Here is a 21,227-nt window from a genome sequence, read left to right as displayed (position 1 = left end):
TTACTGGCTACTAACATATCAACATAATCAATCATCCGCTCAACCTCTTTTGTGAAATTGAACCATGGCTAACAATCTATTCCCTAATTTTTTCTTTCTATAATCGCTAGAGCCACTACTTTTAATGACGTGTATAAATCACCTTGATTTTATCTTACCTTACAGTAGACTCGTGAAATAACTGGCAACTATTAATGAAAATTAATAGACGCAAAGCTACCAGCCTAAGTGCATTGCATAGGGTCGTGGGGTTGCAATTTATATGGATATTTTTACAACCTTTACTGTGATTTATTAATTACATCATTTATTAGAGGTTGTGAATGTTTTTCTCAAACAAGTATTTTATTCAATTCGTTGTTATTTTTCTCCTAAGCGCCTGTGGCGGAGGTGATAGTAGCGATACAGTCTCAAATCCACCACCCGTAGCCACGTCATCTGTAACGGCTTCATGCGTCAATCCTCATTCTGCTGACTACCCTGAATCATATAAGGGTAAATTTGAAACCCCCTCCCCCAGAGGTAAACTTTCTAGTCATATAGTGAGAGGTATTAGTTTTAAAGACTACTCCCCTAGTTGGATTTATGATGGCCTATCCCAGTCTGAACGCGATAGTTGTTCCAGAGATGAATATGTAAAATTAATGTATCTTGAAGCATTACAAGCAATGAATGCTTCTGGTGCACAAAGGGTTTGGGTTTACAATTATGGTCAGTGGAACGATAACCAAGAACCATGGGTAGTCGCCGAAGCTAATTATCATACGCCTAAAAAATATGTAGAATATATTGTTGAGCAAGCGCGTTTGCTCAACATTGATATTTATTTTTCTTGGCAGTTTACTCAAAACAATGTCGATGGCGATATTATTGTTGAGCAAGGTGAGAAACTCACGTTGGACAAGCTTAAAATCATATTAGATGCCCATCAAAACAATATGATTATTCAAGCAAAACATGCCCAAAAAATAGCTATAAAAGGTATTTCTGCTGACTGGAACGCGATGTGGGTCACCTTGCATACCGACGAATTAAAAGAATATTATATTGAGCGGTTTGCCGAAATTATCGATGATATCAGAGCCAATTTTGACGGTGAGATTACTTGGGGGCAAATAGGGACTGTAATTAATGATCAACGAATATTTTCTAGAGTAGATAGTATTTTAATCAATGCGTTACAGTGCTGCGGAAATCAATTTAACGCCGAAGAAGATGCCAAGCTAACAACGGAACTGGTCAAGCAGAAAACCTTTGAATCACTGACCAATCAGCATATGCAAATATATTGTGGTGATATTAACCAGCCATGCTGGCACGGTACGTCAAATATAGAATTACCGATAACACTTATTATTCAAGTGCAAAGTCGTGAAGACTTTTTTCTCAATGGCTGGAAAGAAGATGGGTTCTGTACCCCAGGAAGTTTAGAAGACGGGACTGAAGTCAGTTGTATTCAAGAAAGTTTTGTCACTGACTTTTCTGTGCAGTCAATGGGGATAGAAGGCATTATGCAAGCGATCGAAGAGCAAGATACCTTTATGATTAACAGCGTCGACATTCACACCGGTTATTGGCTTTCACCCACGTTAACCCCCAATTTTGAAGGTTTCCCTAACACCTCTCAATCTATCCGCGGTAAACCGGCAGAGGGTATTGTTAAGTATTGGTATACCGGAAAAGAATAATTCACCTCATGTTAAAGTAATGGCCGGTAAATTTACCGCTCATTACTTCTACATCCACCATGAGCTACAAATACATAAAAATCATCTTTTGATTATTCTTAGTTATTTTATCAGCGTAAATAAAACGAATTATCCATCATTCGCTTAACCTCACCTTTAACATTTAACCATTAATAGTGGTTGAATTTCCCATTTAACCTAGATTCATTTTGTCGGTCCTCCTGATCAAAAAGACTAGGGTGGCAATAGACTTATCTGAGGTGGTGCGCTACTTTATGGGGGCAATAATTCGACGACTTCGTCATTTTTTGTATTCAGGTGACTGAGTATCTTTTGAATCATCAACGGATGTTTATTAGACACATCCCTGTGTCTAAACCTTCGGGCAGCATTCGCTGTGCAAATCGTCTTTCCTGACGATTTGTCAATGCTCGCTATAATTTTAACCGCACCACCGCATTGCTCACAGGTTTCTATTTCTATCCCAAAACCCGTTTAATTTTTTGTGCCTGTGTTCCCCGCGCCCTGTCGGCAATGCTTGTTTAGCCTTATTTCGTTTTGCCAGCGTTATTATCACGTGGTGCCGACTGTTTGGTGCAAACACACCATGAAACCTAGTGAGGTTTACTCGGGGTTTGGGTACTAAGGCCGCTAAACGGGCGATAAAATCCAGCGGCTCAAAGATCACATGAGTGGTGCCGTCACGGTAGGGTGTTTTGATTGGGTGCATACTCGGTACACTTAAGCAGCCTTCCCTGCCTTTTATTTTCTCATTATAGTAATGCAATATTCAGGGTTAATAATTGCTGTTGGCGGCATTAATGGCGCGTCAGGATAACGCGAATTGGGTTTAGAGCACATAATATAAATACTTACACTGTGATGTATTTGTGGTGCGACAATACCTACACTACCCGCTTCGGACATCATTTGATTGATTCATTGCTGGCATTCATCGGCCAGTATATTATCAAGCTAAACCGCTCTTTTTCTTAACACCGCATGGCCTAGTAGAGTAATATAATAGCTATTATTTTTGGCTACTGTTTTAGTTAACCTGAACTTTGGTTAGTTAATAAATTTTTGTTTTTCATCTAATAACCATTGCTTAAAGCAGTTAATGGCTGAAGAAGAATGGTGCTGAATTAGGTAATAACCCGCATTTGCTGCTATCGGATTAAAGGGCGAAACTAGCTTTCCTTGTTTAAAATCTTCTTCAACTAAGGCATATCGAGCCATGGCTATCCCTAATCCTGCTTCGGCTGCCGCCATAGCCATATCAGTTCGATTAAAATAATGCCCCTGAAGACTGTCTGCTGTAATGCCCATGTGATTGAACCAATATTGCCACTCGGTATTTTTGCTTGCGCCATGCCATGGCTGAGCATCATGTAATAGGGTGACCGACTGCCAAATCGTTTGTTGGTTTTCTACAGAGGTGTCTTGCCATTTAAAGGCTTTAAAATATTCAGGACTCATCACAGGAAGCAATTGTTCAGATAAAAATAAGTCACTTTTTTGTTGAAAATTAGCAGATTGACTGTAATCAATGGCTAAGTCAAAGTTATTGCTTTGATGGTCAACTAGCGCACCTTCAGCAAATGTTTGAATGCTAATATTGGGATAACGATTGTAGAATCTCTCAAGGCGAGGCACTAACCATTTGAAGGCAAAAGAAGGCGTTAATTTTAACCTTACCTCGCCATCGAAATTTTCTTCTTGATGTAACGCTGCAATTACCTCGCTTATATCTTCAAGACTGCTTTTTACTACTTTATATAATTGTTGGCCTGCTTGAGTTAATCGAACGCCTCGTGAGTGCCTTTCAAACAGGATTATTGAAAGTTGTTCTTCTAGCAAGTTTATCTGCTGACTTATCGCACCTGTTGTAATATTTAAATAAATGGCAGCCTGAGTAAAACTGCCTAATTCGGCCGCTACCTCAAACGTCACTAAACCCGATGCTATGTTACCTTTTAATTTCATCAATACTCATAGCCTTTAGAATTACTAAACACAGATGTTAATTAATATCGATTGTAGAAGATAGATATTTTTCACATAGTAGTTAACTATTTTATGATTTAACAATATTTAAGTGATGAGTATGAAAGTTATCGTTTTAGGCGCTGGCGTAGTCGGGCTAACCTCCGCATGGTATTTGGCTCAAGCAGGGCATCAGGTAACGGTTGTTGATCGCCAGAGCCTAAGTGCTGAAGAAACCAGTTTCGCTAATGCAGGCCAGTTATCTTATGGTTATTCATCTCCTTGGGCTGCCCCGGGTATTCCGCTAAAAGCGTTGAAATGGTTAACCCAAAAACATTCGCCACTTATTGTAAAGCCAAGTTCTTCACCGATGTTTTATATTTGGATGATGAATATGCTAAAAAATTGTAATGAGAGTCACTACCAGATTAATAAAAACCGTATGTTGCGCGTGGCGAATTACAGTCGAGAATGCTTGTCAGATTTAGCTAAAAATCATGCCATAAAATATCAAGGTCGTCAGCGGGGAACGCTACAAGTTTTTCGTCACCATGCACAAGTTGAGGCGGTGCAAAAAGATATGAAGTTATTAGCCGAGAGTGATGTACGATTTAATCTATTAAATGTTGATGAGTGTGTTAAAGCTGAACCAGGCCTTGCTTTGGTTAAAGATAAGCTTGTTGCTGGCCTGCACTTACCCGATGATGAAACGGGCGATTGTTACCAATTTTGTCAGCAGCTTACTGACATGGCTAAAATGGCGGGTGTTGAGTTTAAATTCAATGTTCAGGTAAATAAATTACACTTTGATAAGACTAATATTACTGGGGTAGATACCTCTAGTGGAGAGCTTAAAGCTGATGCTTATGTTGTGGCTCTAGGGAGTTACTCGGTGAACTTATTGAACCCAGTAGGCATTAAATTACCGGTTTGCCCTGTAAAGGGCTACTCACTCACTATTCCAATGACGAATGAACAATTTTCGCCTGTTTCGACTGTGATGGATGAAACTTACAAGGTTGCTATAACACGTTTTGATAATCGAATTCGGGTGGCAGGTACGGCAGAATTAAACGGCTTTAATTTAGATCTACCTGAAAAAAGAAAAGCCACTATCGCTATGGTGGTTCAGGACTTATTTCCTAAAGCAGGTAACTTAGCCCAGGCAGAGTTTTGGACGGGGTTACGTCCTATGACGCCGGATGGCACGCCTATTATTGGTAAAACTAAGCTAGCTAATTTATATACCAATACGGGGCACGGTACCTTGGGTTGGACTATGGCTTGTGGCTCGGCAAAACTATTAGCGGATATAGTCTCGGGCAATGAGCCTGATATTGACGCGAGTGGATTAGATTCATTTAGGTATCTGTAATAGCAAGGTCAATAACCGGCGATTTCTAGTCTATTACTCAAGGGTTTTTACATAATTCATAATTCATAATTCAAAATTAAAAAAAGCACTTTCTGCTGTTGTGCAAACCAGCGCTGAATATTCTTTATGATGATGCGGTGCTTGAGGCTGTTGGTGGCGAGCAAAGTCTTTAATAAAAAAAATAGTCACAACTCGGTATGTGGTGGCAGGTAAATGCCCCCTCTGCCTTACCTGGAAATTAAATACCTTTAATATTTTTCTTACAAATATCAGAGTTTTTTTATCCTAGATCCTCAAAATATAAAAAATTCTGTTAATATCTTTAGCCATATCATCCCTTCAAATTTTCAGTGAGTCGAATAATATGAGTGTTTCAATTTTTGGCAGTGCAAAAGCGAATAGTGCGACAAAAGCCCTTCTTTTAGGATCCGGAGAACTAGGTAAAGAAGTTGCGATTGAATTGCAACGCTTCGGTATTGAAGTGATTGCGGCAGATAGTTATAAAAACGCACCGGCAATGCAAGTCGCGCATTCGTCCCATGTGGTCAGTATGCTAGATGGTGAAAAATTAGCCGAAATTATTCGCGCCGAAAAGCCTGATTTTATTATCCCAGAAGTAGAAGCAATCGCCACGGATACCTTACTTGCCTTAGAAGCAGAAGGTTTTAATGTGGTACCCACAGCCCGTGCGGCAAAACTCACCATGGACAGAGAAGGTATTCGCCGCCTCGCATCTGAAACATTAGGTATAAAAACCTCACCCTATATATTTGCAGACAGCAAAGAAGAATATTTATCCGCGGTCGATAAAATAGGTAAACCTTGTGTGGTAAAACCTGTCATGAGTAGCTCTGGTAAGGGTCAAAGTGTTGTAAAAAGCGATGCTGATGTAGACAACGCATGGACCTATTCTCAAGTTGGCGGTCGTAGTGGTGAAGGTCGTATTATTATTGAGGGTTTTGTGCCCTTTGATTATGAAATAACGCTATTAACAGTGAGTGCCGTTGACGGTACGCATTTCTGTGCCCCTATCGGTCACCGTCAGGAAGACGGCGATTACCGTGAATCTTGGCAACCACAAGCAATGTCAGCGCTAGCACTGCAGCAAGCACAGGATATCGCGAAAAAAATAGTCACTGAACTGGGCGGATATGGTTTATTCGGCATGGAATTTTTTGTCAAAGGCGATCAGGTTTATTTTAGCGAAGTCTCCCCTCGCCCGCATGATACTGGATTAGTGACCTTAGTGTCACAGGATGCTTCAGAATTTGCCTTGCATGTTCGTGCCATTTTAGGTTTTCCTATTGGTCGTATTATTCAATATGGACCAAGCGCATCGAGTGTTATTTTAGGTAATGGCGTATCCGATGATATTAAGTTTTCCAACCTGGGTAAAGCACTCGGCAGCGTCGCCGGTGCGCAAATTCGATTATTTGCCAAACCAGATATCAATGGTCATCGGCGTTTAGGTGTCGCAATTGCACGTGGTGAAACAGTTGAAGAAGCCATTGATAATGCTAAGACTGTCTCGAATAACGTTAATATTATTTATTAAATAACACCGCTTAAATTTTTTCTTCAGTATTTTTATCGTCATTATAAAGGGTAACTTAGGTTACCTTTTTTATACCTGCCAGCTCACAAAACACATCCATCGTTAAGAAAAGTACAGGTTCAGCATAAAAAAATTGAAAAACCATCTCCATCACAACTTCTGTTTTTTTACGTAGCACTTTTAAATACAGGTATTTATATGTTATCTAACTACATGCAAGCTAAAAATAGCATCAACTCAGCAGATACAGGTAAAAAACCGGGAAAGGCTTAGTCATGGTAGGGCTGCATTTTAGGATGGTGTAGCGGGTAACCAAACCGCAACCAAAAAATGGCCAGCAGCATAAAAGCGACTGGCCATGACATTAAATACTCAATGTAACTGCATCATCATCCATTAAAATCGATAATTTACCTTAATGGCTACATCACTAACTGATTCATCCAACATATAGTTTCTGTATTGGATCCCAACTAACCAGCTTTTTGATACTTCATAACTAGCAGTGACACCAAAATAAATATTTGTATCACTTATCTTAGTCGTCAGTCTTTCGCCTATATCAATTTGACTGGTAATTTCATTATCCCAAAATAAAAATCCTGTTTGACCGGCCACAACCCATTGTTCATATTGGTACAAAGGCACTTCAACGCCCAACGTCCAACCTTCTGCCAAGATAGGCGCGACTGCTTTCACTTGTTCATGATAGGTTTGGGGTACATAGGACTCAGCGTTTAATTCAACATTCGCCTCACCTAAATCTACGTAGCCCACTTTAATCGCTATTTTTTCAAGCTGGTAGCCAAACTCCAGTGACCAACTGCTATCAGTATCATCAACATGAGTAATATCAACGTGGTTCTGCCGGACGTTAGCTTGAGATTGTCCAACAGAAACCGCGATAGTCATGGGCTCTGCAGCTAGTGTTACAGCGCTTACGCTCACGCTGACAGATAAAATAACCAGTCTATATATCAGGGTCAATTTAATGGTAAACCTATTCATGATTTTACCCCTTTGTCTTGTTGAGGAGTCTGAGTGGCTTGTCGTCTCATTAACAGAGCCGCGAATAATGTCAGTAAACTCCAGATGCCGCTACCACCGCCAGATGAAGTATTGTTCACTTTAACGGCTTTAGGCCCTGTGACTGTCACGGTTAATATGCCATTTGCTTGACTGCCTTGTCCGTCATTAATGGTATAAATAATGATGTCTTCACCTATAAAATCTCCTGCCGTGTAAGTGAGTCTATTGTTATTTACAGCAACCTGCCCCGACTGAGCCGTCGCAAGTTCAATGCTCAGTGTGTCACCGTCGATATCACTGTCGTTGCTCAGTACATTTATATCAACAGTAGTACTGCCGTCTATAGTGATTTCATCATTTTGTGCAACAGGCGCTCGATTAGGTTTGACGGTTACCATCACTTGCGCAGAATCACTACCTCCTTGGCCGTCTGTAATACCATAGTTAATCGTATCGTTACCGGCATAATTTAAGTTTGGTGTATAGGTAATGGTATTATCGTTATTCACTATCACTTCACCAAAGCTCGCACTTGCGCTACTTACTTCCAACATATCATTGTCTGCATCGGTGTCGTTGTTCAACACATCAACAGTAATACTCATATTCCAAGGTAATGCTACGGTGTCATTATTAGCAACCGGTAGTTGGTTACCCTGGTTGACTACAGCAACGCCACCCGGATCGACAATCGCACCATTGGCTTGTCCATCATCATCGTTTGGTCCGCCATCTTCAATTTGTAGTTGAACACACCAGTCACCTGCGGTTAATCCTGCGCTCCAACGTATATCTCCAGGTGATGGGCAATATCCACGCTCCCCTTTGGTGCTAGATAATTGGTTTTGATCGTCTTCTACAAAGTTGAACCAGCCATTCGCTTGACTATATTTACGATAGATAGCATTTTGTGGAATGGGACGAGATTGTGGATTAACAAGTCGATAGTTTTGTCCTTTTTCAGGTAAACCATAGGCAATAAAGTCAACAATATCGCCACTTATGGTGACATCTTCATCTACCGTTAAATCATTTTCTGCTTGACCATTATCAATGAGTAAACCACCACTTTCGCTAGCTATAGAAACCGAACCTTTACGTAAACAAACACCTGGCTCTCCCTCTAATAAGAAACTGTCTTGTGTCATACTTTGACTTGGGACAACGTTACATTCACTAATGGCATCTAAATAGTCTGGAATACCATCGCCGTCTGTGTCTGCATAGCCTTCCTCGTTATCTGGAATTAAGTCACCGTCGGTATCGATTGCCGTTAAACTAGCTAGGCTGTTAACCAGGTTAATATAAACGGTTTGCGAGTCTGACAATAAGCCCGTATCAGTGGTGGTTAAGGTCACTTTATAAACACCTTCGGACAACGCACTAGGATCGAATTCAAATATAAGCGCATCACTGCTGGTATTGACGAATGCCTGATCAGCCGCCCATACATTTGTAAGTTGGTCGTTCGGGTTAGGATCGCTAACTTGCGCCTGGATCCGCACAAGACCGTCGACTTGACTCACAGTAAAGCGGTTTTCATCATTTTGACGAACGAGTAAGTTTATACTTGGCGCAATATTGGCTTCGCTGATCCGGATAGTGGAGCTATTTTTAGCGCCTAAATTAAAGTTACTATTTAAACTCACGATCACGGTTTCATCGGTTTCGACTTCATCGTCGCTCAGTACAGCAAACACAAGCTCTGCTTGAGTGCCACTTGTAATCACCAGATTACCTTGTGCTAGGGTATAATCGGTATCCGCTAGCGCACTGCCTGAAACACTAAACGGAATATCGAGTGGATATTGCGGTGCCATGCCATTGAGTAATACCCGCACCGTGACTGTGCTACCTTCAGCAACCACTTGGTCTTTTGCAATTGAAATGAGGGGGTGAACAACCACTTTTTGCTCTGCAATAGTTTGATTCCCCGCATTGTCAATGGCTTGCCAGTAGGCAATGTTGTTGCCGGGTTTAAAAAAGGTAATACCATCAACTAAGCTAACTGATAATGGATTACCTAAGGCATCCACCGCAGTCGCCACGCCCAAATCAATTTTAGTAAACAGGCCAGTTGCATTAACTTCGACATCACTAGGTAAAGTAATAACGGGCGGTTGCCCCTCTTGTACACCGGTAATTTCTAATTGAGCGCTGGCTTGAGCGCGACCTTTTTGGCCATCTCGTACTGAGTAGTTAAGGGTGACATTACCAACATAGTTTTCGGGAGCCTGGTAAACGACAATCCCATTATCGACTGACACATCACCAATGCTCGCGTTAACGCCCTCAATAATTAAGGTGTCACCGTCAACATCAGTATCGTTGGCCAATACATCCAGTGAGTAACTATTATTTGTATTTTTAGCGAATACAAAATTATCGCCTTGTAATATAGGTTGGTCGTTCACCGCAGCAATAATAACATTCACTTGTATGCTGTCGGTTTCAAGACCGTCAGTTACCTGAATACTAAAACTATCAACCCCGTTGTGGTTTGCCTTGGGTGAATAACTTACGTTAACTGAATTATCATTACCGCTAACAGAAGCTTCTCCATTCGTGGCTTGAGTTACAATACTCCACGTTAAGTCATCTTGATTATCATCGGTGGCATCCAGTGATAATACAAAGGCTTGAGGGGCATTATCTTCGCTCATGGTGACAGATACTGCAGCACCTTGGGCAATAACAGGTGGTTTTTGATAGCGTTTTTCAGTGGTATCGCTAAAGGCGAGAGTTTGGTTATTAGCCGGGTCAGATAAGATAACAGATAAGGTTAACCTGCCTTCTGCCAGGATTGTGATGTCAATGCTGTCAATTAATTGATTTGCACTGGTAACGGAACCCGAGCCTGTAACGGTTTGGTTATTTTCATCAGTGATTGTGTAGGTGTAAGTGCTATTTAGTTCCGCACCAACCAAGCTAAAGCTGGCTCCTGTTTCATTACTTGTATCAATCAAGTCTTGACTTACATCAACGGAAAAATCAGCCGGTGTTTGGTTATCTAACACCACAGTTTGCGTTGCAGCACTTGATATATTACCCGCAGCATCAGTTTGGGTAACGGTGAGTGTTAACTCCCCATTATCAAGCGCACTAATATCGAGTTCGTTATTTAATATACTCCAGTCACCATTTTCATCGCTACTAACCTGAATTTCTATACCCCCCATATTAATGTTCACAGTCGCATTTGGCTCAGCACCACTGCCTTGAATGAGTACATCGTTATCTTCATTGGCGTTGATTCTTCCATCCCCTTCAATCGGTGTGGTAATCACCACCTCGTCAGGAGCAACATCATCAACTACGGTAATATTAAAATCATTTTCAGCACTTAAAAGGCTATCAGTGGTTTGTATACAAACCGCATACACACCTGGATTTGTTCCTACCTTAGCCTTTAATGCATCAACATCAATTTCAAATAACGCATTATCAGCACTGGTGCTACAAGTATTATTGTCGCTTGAATTCGGGGTTACTAAAGTGTAGCTATGTATATCAGTACTATCCACATCAGTGGTTGTTAACAAACCGACTGTTGCAGCGCTACTGATAAGGCTAGATTGGTTAACACTAAGACTCGATAATACAATACCTGTGGGTGCATCATTAACGGGGCTGATATTAACATTAACATTACCTAGGGTAACATCTGCTGTACCATCATTGGCCGAGAGTGTTAGGGAAGCGGCATTATCCCCTGACGCATTATTGACACCTGTATATTGAATATTTGCAGTGCTATCTAAATAGGCATTAATATCCGCAACACTTCCCGTCAAAGTGATGACTGTTGCATTCACTAATGTGGCGGTTACTCCACTACCAATACTTGAACCATCTGCGGGTGCAGTAAAAACACCGCCACTCATTGTAAGTGTAAGGGTAATACTGGCGCTGTCTGTATCTGCCAATGTCATGCCAGATAAGTCGATCTGGCCATTGGTATCTTCACTTAGCATGAGTTCACTAGGTGTATTATTCACGGTTGGATTATCGTTGACATTATTGAGGGTAAAAGTAAACGTTTGCCCGGTAATGGCGGTAATACCATCCTCTAAACCGTCGGCGAAACTAAAGCCAAAACTGTCGCTCAAATTATCACTGTCATCGTGTTGGTAACTGATCAGAGCGCTATTAATATCTTGTTGGCTAAAGGTTCCATTGAGTGCCAGCGTATTACTGTTCAACTTCAAGCTGCCATAAATTGGCACTGTGGTTAAGGTATAGGTTAAATTACTTGGGGTATCGGTTGCATCTACATCACTAAACTCAAGTTCAGTTTGGCCAATAGTGCCTGCTGCACCCTCATCTAAGCTTAAACCTGTATTATTTGCTGCCACTGGCGCATCATTAACGTTATTCACTGTCAAGGTAAAACACTGATCGACATTATTGGTTGCATCTGTAACGGTTAAGCAAATGTCATGATCACCCACATCATCGTTTGTGGGGGTTCCGCTTAAAATTGTGCCCGTCTCAAGTTTAACGACTTTATTTGCATCATTAATACCCCAAATCAATGCGCCACTTGGCGCTAAACTCATTCCCCACACACGTCCCGTTGTAGAGATATCAATTGTAGTTGATAAATCGGGGGGAATTCTCTTAACGCCGCTACCAAAAGAGCTAACATAAATATTATCATTATTATCTATTTTGATATCCGAAAGGCTACTGCCAAATGATTTTATATTTGCCGATAATACGTCGTCTTTAAAACTAGAAATATATTTATTATTATAACTTGCTATGTATAAGGTACCGTCTTTACTAAAGCCAATACCAAATGGATACGGTGTGCCTGTTACAACATCGGTTACAGAATCATCTGACAAATCAATTTTACTAACTTTATTTGCAGAGTATTGAGCCACATAAAGGAAGCCATCTTTTTCAAGCATCGCCAAGGGATCTCTAATTGGATTGATCCAATCTGATTCACCTGCACTAGGGTTATTTAAATCGATTTTGGTGATTTTATTTAAATTGTAATAAGACACATATAAGGTACTACCTATGACTAACATGCCGTATTTACTGCTTGATGCAACAGTTGCAAATGAAGTCTGCGTACCATCTGGCGTGATTTTAAAAATGGTCGTACCAGATAATCCTGCAACATAGATGTTGCCTGCCGCATCCATTGCCACACCACCTGGACCGGTAATAGGACCACCTACATCAGTTGTACTGATACTACCGTTGGATAATGCCAGCCAACCGGGTAATGTTTCACCTGACTTCACTGCCCAACTAAGGGTGTCTGCCGCATCTGTGTCAAATGCGGCCGCAGCATATGCATAAGGCGCATCTTCATTGGTATTGGTAATAGGGGTTGAAGTTATTACAGGCAAAGCCGATGGTTGATAAAAACTCAATGCTGTAAATGGCATTACTGCAAAGATGGTACTTGTTAACAGTATTTTTTTATACATAGATCTACCTTTACTTATATAAAGACATGCTAGTGAATTAATTATAGGGTTACCCCCTACAAAACAGAAATTACATAAATTACAGAAATTACAGAAATTACAGAATTAAATAATAAACATTTTTTTCTCTTTTTCAACTATAACCCACACGATTTAACCATCTGTTAACGTAACCAACCACCAAGCAACAAAATTAACAATATAACAACAAGATTTACCATGTTTTATAAATGTATGTTTATTGCTCAATGTTGTTTATGCTTATTTCTTGTAGAAATGACGATAAAGCGTTAGCTTAAATGGCGATGATACGACTTAAAAAATAGTATGTTAGAGCAACCATTCAGTACACAGATTGAAAAGGTGGTGCGCAAAACACAATTAAATGGGAGGATAAGAAACGTCATTTGATTTTCTATGTGTTTCCTATTTTTATAGTGCCGGGGGTCCGCATTTGTAGCAATAAAAAACGGGTGTCATCTCGGGTTAAAGAGCTAGAGGCAAAGCAGTGCTGTTTATTACAGGCGTAAAAATACCAACTCAGCTGCGAGTACACATTTTTAAAGGCGCTATTAGCGGCTTTCAAAGGCCAGGGTTGAGGTTGTTTTGGCTTGCAAAGCATAAATACTAGGGAAATACATTATTTCATTGAAGCTGAAGTTATCACTTTTCTGTCCAGCTACGACCGAGACCCGAGCACTGGAGATCAAAAATTATCATTTCAGACTAGATTTTTACTTTTATTTTTTGCTCAAAAAATAAATAGCCATAATATTCATAAATTTACGCTGATAACTTACTTTAATTTAAAAATATGAAGGAATTAAAGTCAGAGATTTATCACCTGAGACTCTATTGTTCTAACATAACCCAGTTAACAAACACGTGCCTCTCGCTTTTGAGCAAAACAGCTGCGAAAATTGATTTTTTATAATGATGAACCTGTGTTTATTCAAACTGACTAATCTGAATTGCTGTTCAATACTCTGCCTAAAAAAAACAGTCTCTGTTTTAATTTTTTTATAAATAAATTTTTTTCGCTACAGCTCTAAGATGCCTTTTTCGGTAAAAGTGTTTACCCAAGTGTAGGAATACCTGAGTGTAAAAGAACTGGCGTAATGATTTCATAGCTTGTTTGTCTTTATATGATTTGACACTTTGTACTACAAGTACTTAGGTAAAGATTGGGGTGGATGACTGCCATTTTTACGCCATCATCCAAGAGTATGCAAGCAAGCGATTTGATAAGTCTCTAACATAGGCACTTAAGTTAAATTCAGTTATCTCGATAAACAGCAATTAAAATGCCACTCATTGTGTGAGTGGCATTCGTTAGCAGACGTTAATTTGAAGCTTATCTATTTGGCTTTAATCTAAGCCCAAAAAACCACCCGTTTGGTGAGCCCAGAGTTGCGCATAGATCCCGCTGGCATTAATGAGCTCTTGATGGGTGCCTTGTTCAACAATACGACCTTGATCTAATACGATAAGTCTATCCATGGCCGCAATGGTCGAGAGTCGATGAGCTATGGCTATCACAGTTTTGCCTTCCATTAATTCATACAATGACTCTTGGATCGCCGCTTCAACTTCAGAATCTAATGCTGAAGTGGCCTCATCTAATAACAAAATAGGGGCATTTTTTAATAACACACGTGCAATAGCAATCCGTTGACGTTGGCCACCTGATAGTTTTACCCCACGTTCGCCGACTTGAGCATCAAGCCCTTTATTACCAAAGGGATCGGATAAGCTTTCAATAAAGCCAGCCGCTTGTGCTTGAGTGATTGCCGCCATTAATTGCTCATCACTTGCATCTGGGTCGCCATAAAGGATATTTTCACGGATCGAACGGTGCAACAAGGATGTATCCTGAGTCACCATACCAATATTTGCTCGTAATGAATCTTGAGTAATATCGGTTATAGCTTGATTATCAATGAGTATTTGACCTTTTTCAACGTCATAAAAACGCATTAATAAGTTCACTAAAGTCGACTTGCCTGCACCAGAACGCCCGACAAGACCCACTTTTTCACCTGCTTTAATAGTCAGGTCTAGTTGTTCAATGACGCCCGCTTTTTCGCCATAATGAAAACAAACCTGATTAAATTCTATTTTGCCTTGATTAACAATAATGTCTTTGGCGTCGGGTTTGTCTTGGATGGCAATGGGTTTAGACAGAGTATTCATACCATCTATCACAGTGCCTATATTTTCAAACAGTGAACTAATTTCCCACATGATCCATTGTGACATGCCGTTTAGGCGTAATGCTAAACTGACCGCAATGGCAATAGCACCGACAGTAATCGCACTGTCAGCCCATAACCAAATAGAGACAGCGGTAATGGTAAATGCTAAAAGATAATTGATGATTTGTACCAAGACATTAATGACAGTGACCAAGCGCATTTGGCCATAAACGGTTGTTAAAAAACGCATCATACTGTCTTGAGCGTAGTCAGCTTCTTGGCTGGTATGTGAGAATAGTTTTACCGTTGATATATTGCTATAACTGTCAACAATGCGGCCGGTCATGTTTGAACGCGCATCGGCTTGTTCTGTTGATATCGCTTTTAGCTTTGGGACTAATTTCCATTGGATCAATACGTATGCCACAAGCCACGCGAGCATGGGTAACATTAAACGCACATCAGCAGCGGCAATCATGACCAGCATAGAAGTGAAATACACTAAAATATACATAAGTACATCCAGTAACTTCATCACCGTTTCACGCACCGCAAGCGAGGTTTGCATGACCTTTGTGGCAATTCGGCCAGCAAAGTCATCTTGATAGAATGACACACTCTGCTTGAGTAAATAACGATGCGCTTGCCAGCGAATGGCCATGGGGTAGTTACCCAAAAGTGTTTGATGCACGATAGAGGAATGCAACCAGACAATTACAGGAATGACCACTAATACCATCACCGACATAATGATAAACCTTGTGCCTTCATCTTGCCACAATGTTTGTGGATTTTTGGTCACTAACAAATCCACTAATTGGCCCATAAAACCAAATAGCGACACTTCCAAGATAGCGAGTACCGCCGTAAGTACCGACATGATAATTAATGGCATACCAAATCCGCGGGTATAATGGCGGCAAAAGGCATATAAGGTGTTAGGTGGTTGAGTGGGTTCTTCTTGTGGTAACGCTTGGGTCAATGATTCAAAAAATTTAAACATCTAATGCTCTGACTTCATGATGAATATTCTGCCGCCTAGGATAACGTAAAATGGCCACATGTCATGGGTTAAATTGTTACTATATACGAAACGAATGAGTTCGGTTTCCCGCGAGTCTGTTGGTTGTGCGGCTGTAAAGTAATAATATTAATACGCAGTGCAGAATATGTTGTGATGCCTTAACCAATGGTTTCAAAAACCTATAGCTCTCTGTCGGTCAGTATCTGTATCTTGATAGCATTTTTAGAGCTTAGTGTTCGTGATGGGTTTTTACGTATTTTTTCAAGAATTTCTGTTTTAAGAAAAATTTTATTTTTCATTACTTGTTTTATGCCAAGGAGTAATTTTTGAACTGAGGCTTGTTTATTGATATAACTTAGCGCAGCACAATTTAATGCTCTTTCTGCATACAATTCATCATAGTGCATTGATAAGACGATAATCCCCATTTGTGGTCGCCAACAATAAAAATGTTTTTTACTTTTAGTCCAGACACTGACAAGATGGAAAGTATGAGGAATCATATGTTTTATTAATTTATGAAAAATAACGTTTTATTTTACCTATACACCCTGTAGTATTTTTAAAATAAATATTTTGGTTGTTTTGTGTTTTAATTATTTGCGTTATAATTTTTATATACATAGCCCCCAAACACGGGATGGCAAAAGCACTTCAACTTACCGCAATATATTTTAGCCAAAAAAATATCCTTCGCACTTGATTTTTTATATAGCTTAGAGACCAACGATTTGAAAAATAGATGTTTATGCTCCTTTCAACCATGAGATAAAAACCACGATGAATATCATCAATAGGAACAATGTCAGAGTATACGGTAAAGGCGCTAAAACAATCGTTTTTGCCCATGGCTATGGTTGTGATCAAGCTATGTGGCGTAGAGTCAGTCCGTCCTTTGAAGATGAATATAGGGTGGTATTATTTGACTATGTCGGCGTAGGTTTGTCTAATGCTGATGCTTATGATCCTCTGCGTTATTCAAGTTTGGCCGGTTATGCCAAAGATATTGTCGAGATTTGTACCGCACTTGATTTGCAAAATGTGATCTTGGTAGGGCATTCAGTCAGCAGTATGATTAGCTTGTTAGCTGCAATCGAAATTCCCCATAGAATCTCAACGTTGATCATGATTTGCCCAACCCCACGCTATTTGAACGACCGACCCGATTACATAGGTGGCTTTGAACAGGCCGACATTGAGGGTTTGCTCGATACAATCGATCGCAATCAACCAGGTTGGGCAAGTCATCTCGCCGGTATTGTTGTAAATAACCCCGATCAAGCAGAATTGGCAGAAGAACTGGAAGCCAGTTTTTGTGCCATGGATCCCGCCATAGCTAAGCGTTTTGCCAAAGCAACTTTTTTGGCGGATAACCGTTCTGATCTGGTTGGTTTTGACAAGCCCTGTTTGATCCTTCAGTGCCAGGAAGATTTAGTTGCACCGAATGTCGTAGGCGATTATTTACATCAACATTTGCTTAATAGTCACTTGCAGCAGATGAAAGCGACCGGACACAGCCCTCATATGAGTCATCCGCTTGAAACCATCGAATTGATCAAAAAATACCTTGCCAGTAATGGAAAGCAAAACTAAAGAGTGGATATTTAGAGTGGATATTTCAAAATTTAATCTTATGGAGGCACCCTGCGGCTTGTTTATCTTTGATGACAGCTTAAGGGTAATGACGGTTAATCAAACCTTAGCCACTATGCTTAACCTTACTACACAAGACTTAGTGGGTAAAAATTTGGATGTAATGCTGACATCATCCAACCGTTTGCAGTTTCATCTGCAAGTGATGCCAATATTGCATCTTCAGGGGCATATTGAAGAGATTTCCATGTCTCTGGCTGGCGCAAAAGGGATCGAAATCCCGGTCATTTTTAATGCCGTGCGACGAGAAGTTGAGGGGAGTGCCTATACTGAATGTGTGGTCATGGCTATGAACGAACGTAAACGTCTGGAAGATGAGTTGTTTAATATAAAAAAAGCAACCGAACAAGTGCCCGGTTCCCTTTATCAATTTCAGCTTTTTGCCGACGGGAGTACCTGCTTTCCTTACACGAGTGAGGGAATACGTGATATCTATGAGTTAAGTCCGCTACAGTTAAAAAAAGACGCAGATTTAGCGTTTAAACGCATTCACTTGGATGATATAGAGGTGCTCAAACAAGACATGGTGGATTCTGCCAAAAACCTCACTGTATGGCATCAACAATATCGTGTGATTTTACCCAAAGCGGGCATCCGCTGGCTGGAGGGCCATGCCACCCCTGAAGCCCGAGGCGATGGCAGTACACTATGGCATGGTTATATTAACGATATTACCGAGCGAAAAGCATTGGAACTTTCGTTGTCCAACGAATGTGAACGCACGCGAGTGACGCTAAGTTCCATCGGCGATGCAGTTATTACCACCAATGAGCGCCAAGTGGTCGAATACATCAACCCCACTGCAGAGCAATTAACTGGCTGGAAATTGGCCGATGCCATAGGTCAACCCATAACTAGGGTGCTTAACATCATTAATCAACATACTCGGCTGGTGGCAAAAAGCCCTGTTGCCCATGTTTTGGACGATGGTACCATTGTTGCGCTGACTCGAGACACAGTCTTGCTCAGTAAGGATGGTAGTGAGTATTCGCTGGAATGCTCTGCAGCACCGATTTTTACCCTTGGTGATGTAATAACCGGTGTCGTTATGGTTTTTCGTGATGTAACTGGCCAAAAAAGACTGAAGGAGGAAGTGGATCATCATCGTGCCAGTCATGATCATTTGACTGGACTGGCGAACCGCAGAGAATTTGATCGTAAATTACTTGAAATGTTTGAGTCATCAATTTCTACTGGTGTTGCACATGTATTGTGTTCCATCGATTTGGATCAGTTTAAGATAGTCAATGACAGCTGTGGACATTCTGCAGGAAACACACTATTAAAAGAAATTTCGGCGGTACTTACTCTAAACGTGTGTGACAAAGATCTTGTGGCGCGAACCGGGGGGGATGAATTTTCTCTTTTACTTGAGGGCTATGATCTCAAAGCGGCTCAACGAATAGCACAACAGGCTTGTGACAAAATTACGAACATTCGTTTTTATCACAAAGGTAAATTTGTTCACGTGAGTGCCAGCATAGGCGTAGTAGCTTTCGATGGGAAATGGGAAAATGCCCAGGCAGTGCAATTGGCTGCCGTTAGCGCCTGTTTAGCTGCGAAACATCAAGGTGGCGGTCGTGTGCAAATATATTCAGATACAGATTTAACGGTAATGGAGCTGCGAGATAAGATGCAGTGGGCTTCTCGCTTGCAACAAGCCATTAATGAAAATCGCTTTGAACTTTTTGCCCAACCCATCATGGCACTTGATGAACAAGCAGAACAAGGACTACATTTTGAAGTTCTATTGCGCTTACGTGATACCGATGGAAGCCTGGTCTCGCCTGCAGTATTTATGGCTTCCGCTGAACGATTTGGCTTAGCTGGACAAATCGATCGTTGGCTAGTAAATCGAGTCTTAGAGTGGATGAAAACCTATGCCCATGAGTTGGATAAAATTAATATAATCGCCGTAAACTTATCTGGAAAGTCGGTTGGTGATCGTGATTTTCATCAATTCTTGACCCAGGCATTGGATCACGCTCAGGTACCGGTACAAAAAATTTCATTCGAAATTACTGAGACAGCAGCAATCGAGTGCCTGGATATCGCTACTGAGTTTATTGCTATGCTTCATCAGCGCGGTGCGAAAATCTCCCTTGATGATTTTGGCAGTGGTATGTCATCTCTAGCTTATCTTAAAAAACTTGCGGTTGATTATTTAAAAATTGACGGACAGTTTGTGAAAGATATGGTAAACGACACAGTTGATTGTGCCATGGTTCGCAGTATTAATGAAATTGCGCATTTAACCGGAAAAGTCACTATTGCTGAATTTGTTGAAAACGCCGATATATTGATGTTATTAAAAGATATAGGTATTGATTTTGCCCAGGGATATCACATTGGCAAACCAGAGCCAATCAATGAAATTTTTGCCTGGAAAAATATAACGAATACAAGACTAAGCGGTGAAGATCAGTAGATGGCGTTTTCGTCGACAAAGGACTGTCATAGTGTTGAACGTTGTTAACGCACTACTTTAACGTTTCTGACCCTGTTGATTATTGAAGATAAACCTTGTGTTGATAGGCATTGAAAATATTGTTAACGCATCTAGACAGTCATTCAACCGCGACTCGAACCGCCTTGCGTGTTCGTGTGTTGTAGGCAACAATCTCGCCGGACGAAGCCCCAATTCCAGATACAGCCTGGATGACCACTTGATGCGTGACCATTAGTGTAAGACTATTTTGGCTGAGCGCTGCAAGCTTTTCTTGCAGCAACTTAAGTGTTTCATTGCGATCAGCATGCCCTTCAAAAAATGAGTTAAGACCAGCAAATTTTTCAACTTCGCCAAGTTGTAAAAGTTTGGCTGTTTCGAGGCAACGACACCAATAGCTTGAATAAATTTTATCAATCACTATAGCCGACTGCTTTAACTTCTGCCCTAATGAGCTAGCTTGACTTCGACCAACGGCGTCCAAATTTCTCTGTGTATTGCATTGGTTAATAACAAAATTAGCGGGATCACCAAAACCCGGAGCAATAGCATGGCGCATCAATAGTACGTTGGCATCGATTTTCCGTAGCTTATCCATAATAGAATCAACATTTGTCGTGGCAAAGGCGTTCTGCACGCTAGCTGATAATATGACAAGAACTAATAATAAATTACCTACTAGCATGTGTTTTGAGCCACTGTTGGTTGAAGATTATGATTAATACAGTCACCTGATGTAACATATATTATATCAGGTGACCTAATTCTGAATTTTGAATTTGAAACGGTTTATAGCGTCCCTTTATAAAAAACTATACAAAACTAT

General features: G+C 40.6%; 12 protein-coding genes, 1 pseudogene and 1 riboswitch. Of the genes and pseudogenes, 5 read left to right on the top strand and 8 right to left on the bottom strand.

From position 1 onward, the window contains the following. Positions 1-173: 173 nt before the first annotated feature. Positions 174-259: riboswitch (cyclic di-GMP riboswitch) on the top strand. Positions 260-323: 64 nt separating this feature from the next. After that, a complete protein-coding gene (locus H4J54_RS15410; RefSeq protein ID WP_182191891.1) occupies positions 324-1,688 on the top strand; it encodes a hypothetical protein in 1,365 nt (454 codons plus the stop codon). 273 nt (positions 1,689-1,961) lie between these two features. Here H4J54_RS15410 and H4J54_RS15405 read toward each other — a convergent pair. From H4J54_RS15405 to H4J54_RS15395, 3 genes and pseudogenes are all read right to left on the bottom strand, one after another. After that, positions 1,962-2,415: pseudogene (locus H4J54_RS15405) on the bottom strand (transposase); the annotation flags it as partial. 35 nt (positions 2,416-2,450) lie between these two features. Next, the gene (locus H4J54_RS15400) at positions 2,451-2,615 is read right to left on the bottom strand and encodes a peptide deformylase (RefSeq protein ID WP_259367156.1); all 165 of its coding nucleotides are present in this window, start codon (positions 2,613-2,615) and stop codon (positions 2,451-2,453) included. Between the two features lie 141 nt (positions 2,616-2,756). Next, positions 2,757-3,674 (bottom strand): LysR substrate-binding domain-containing protein, encoded by a 918-nt coding sequence (locus tag H4J54_RS15395; protein ID WP_182191960.1) that lies wholly within the window; start codon positions 3,672-3,674, stop codon positions 2,757-2,759. 121 nt (positions 3,675-3,795) lie between these two features. Here H4J54_RS15395 and H4J54_RS15390 point away from each other — a divergent pair, with 121 nt between their 5' ends. Then, complete coding sequence (locus H4J54_RS15390) at positions 3,796-5,049, top strand: D-amino acid dehydrogenase (RefSeq protein WP_182191890.1); 1,254 nt, start codon at positions 3,796-3,798, stop codon at positions 5,047-5,049. A 364-nt stretch (positions 5,050-5,413) separates the two neighbouring features. Beyond that, the gene (gene purT, locus H4J54_RS15385) at positions 5,414-6,604 is read left to right on the top strand and encodes a formate-dependent phosphoribosylglycinamide formyltransferase (RefSeq protein ID WP_220464315.1); all 1,191 of its coding nucleotides are present in this window, start codon (positions 5,414-5,416) and stop codon (positions 6,602-6,604) included. Positions 6,605-7,000: 396 nt separating this feature from the next. Here the strand turns inward: purT and H4J54_RS15380 are convergent, their stop codons facing one another. The 4 genes from H4J54_RS15380 to H4J54_RS15365 all read right to left on the bottom strand — a co-directional run bounded on the left by H4J54_RS15380 (position 7,001) and on the right by H4J54_RS15365 (position 16,730). Beyond that, positions 7,001-7,612, bottom strand: a complete 612-nt coding sequence (locus tag H4J54_RS15380) for an outer membrane beta-barrel protein (protein WP_182191889.1) — start codon at positions 7,610-7,612, stop codon at positions 7,001-7,003. Beyond that, complete coding sequence (locus H4J54_RS15375; RefSeq protein ID WP_182191888.1) at positions 7,609-13,083, bottom strand: Ig-like domain-containing protein; 5,475 nt, start codon at positions 13,081-13,083, stop codon at positions 7,609-7,611. Before H4J54_RS15375 ends, H4J54_RS15380 begins: the two co-directional genes overlap by 4 nt. 1,368 nt (positions 13,084-14,451) lie before the next feature. Beyond that, positions 14,452-16,281, bottom strand: a complete 1,830-nt coding sequence (locus H4J54_RS15370) for an ABC transporter ATP-binding protein (protein WP_182191887.1) — start codon at positions 16,279-16,281, stop codon at positions 14,452-14,454. Between the two features lie 200 nt (positions 16,282-16,481). Continuing rightward, a complete protein-coding gene (locus tag H4J54_RS15365; protein WP_182191886.1) occupies positions 16,482-16,730 on the bottom strand; it encodes a response regulator transcription factor in 249 nt (82 codons plus the stop codon). A gap of 352 nt (positions 16,731-17,082) precedes the next feature. On the opposite strand from H4J54_RS15365, the gene H4J54_RS15360 reads away from it, so the two are divergent. Further along, entirely contained in the window at positions 17,083-17,895 is an 813-nt protein-coding gene (locus tag H4J54_RS15360; RefSeq protein ID WP_182191885.1) for an alpha/beta fold hydrolase, read from the top strand. A 40-nt stretch (positions 17,896-17,935) separates the two neighbouring features. Next, a complete protein-coding gene (locus H4J54_RS15355; protein ID WP_259367149.1) occupies positions 17,936-20,383 on the top strand; it encodes a bifunctional diguanylate cyclase/phosphodiesterase in 2,448 nt (815 codons plus the stop codon). Positions 20,384-20,522: 139 nt separating this feature from the next. On the opposite strand, the gene H4J54_RS15350 is transcribed toward H4J54_RS15355, so the two are convergent. Further along, positions 20,523-20,999: a histidine phosphatase family protein gene (locus tag H4J54_RS15350; protein WP_259367400.1), complete on the bottom strand. Its 477-nt coding sequence runs from the start codon at positions 20,997-20,999 to the stop codon at positions 20,523-20,525. Positions 21,000-21,227: the final 228 nt, after the last annotated feature.

This window comes from Colwellia sp. MB3u-8, assembly GCF_014076985.1.
Classification (GTDB): Bacteria; Pseudomonadota; Gammaproteobacteria; order Enterobacterales; family Alteromonadaceae; genus Cognaticolwellia.
The sequence above is the reverse complement of the archived record's forward strand: the minus strand, read 5'-3'. Positions and strand labels throughout refer to the sequence as shown.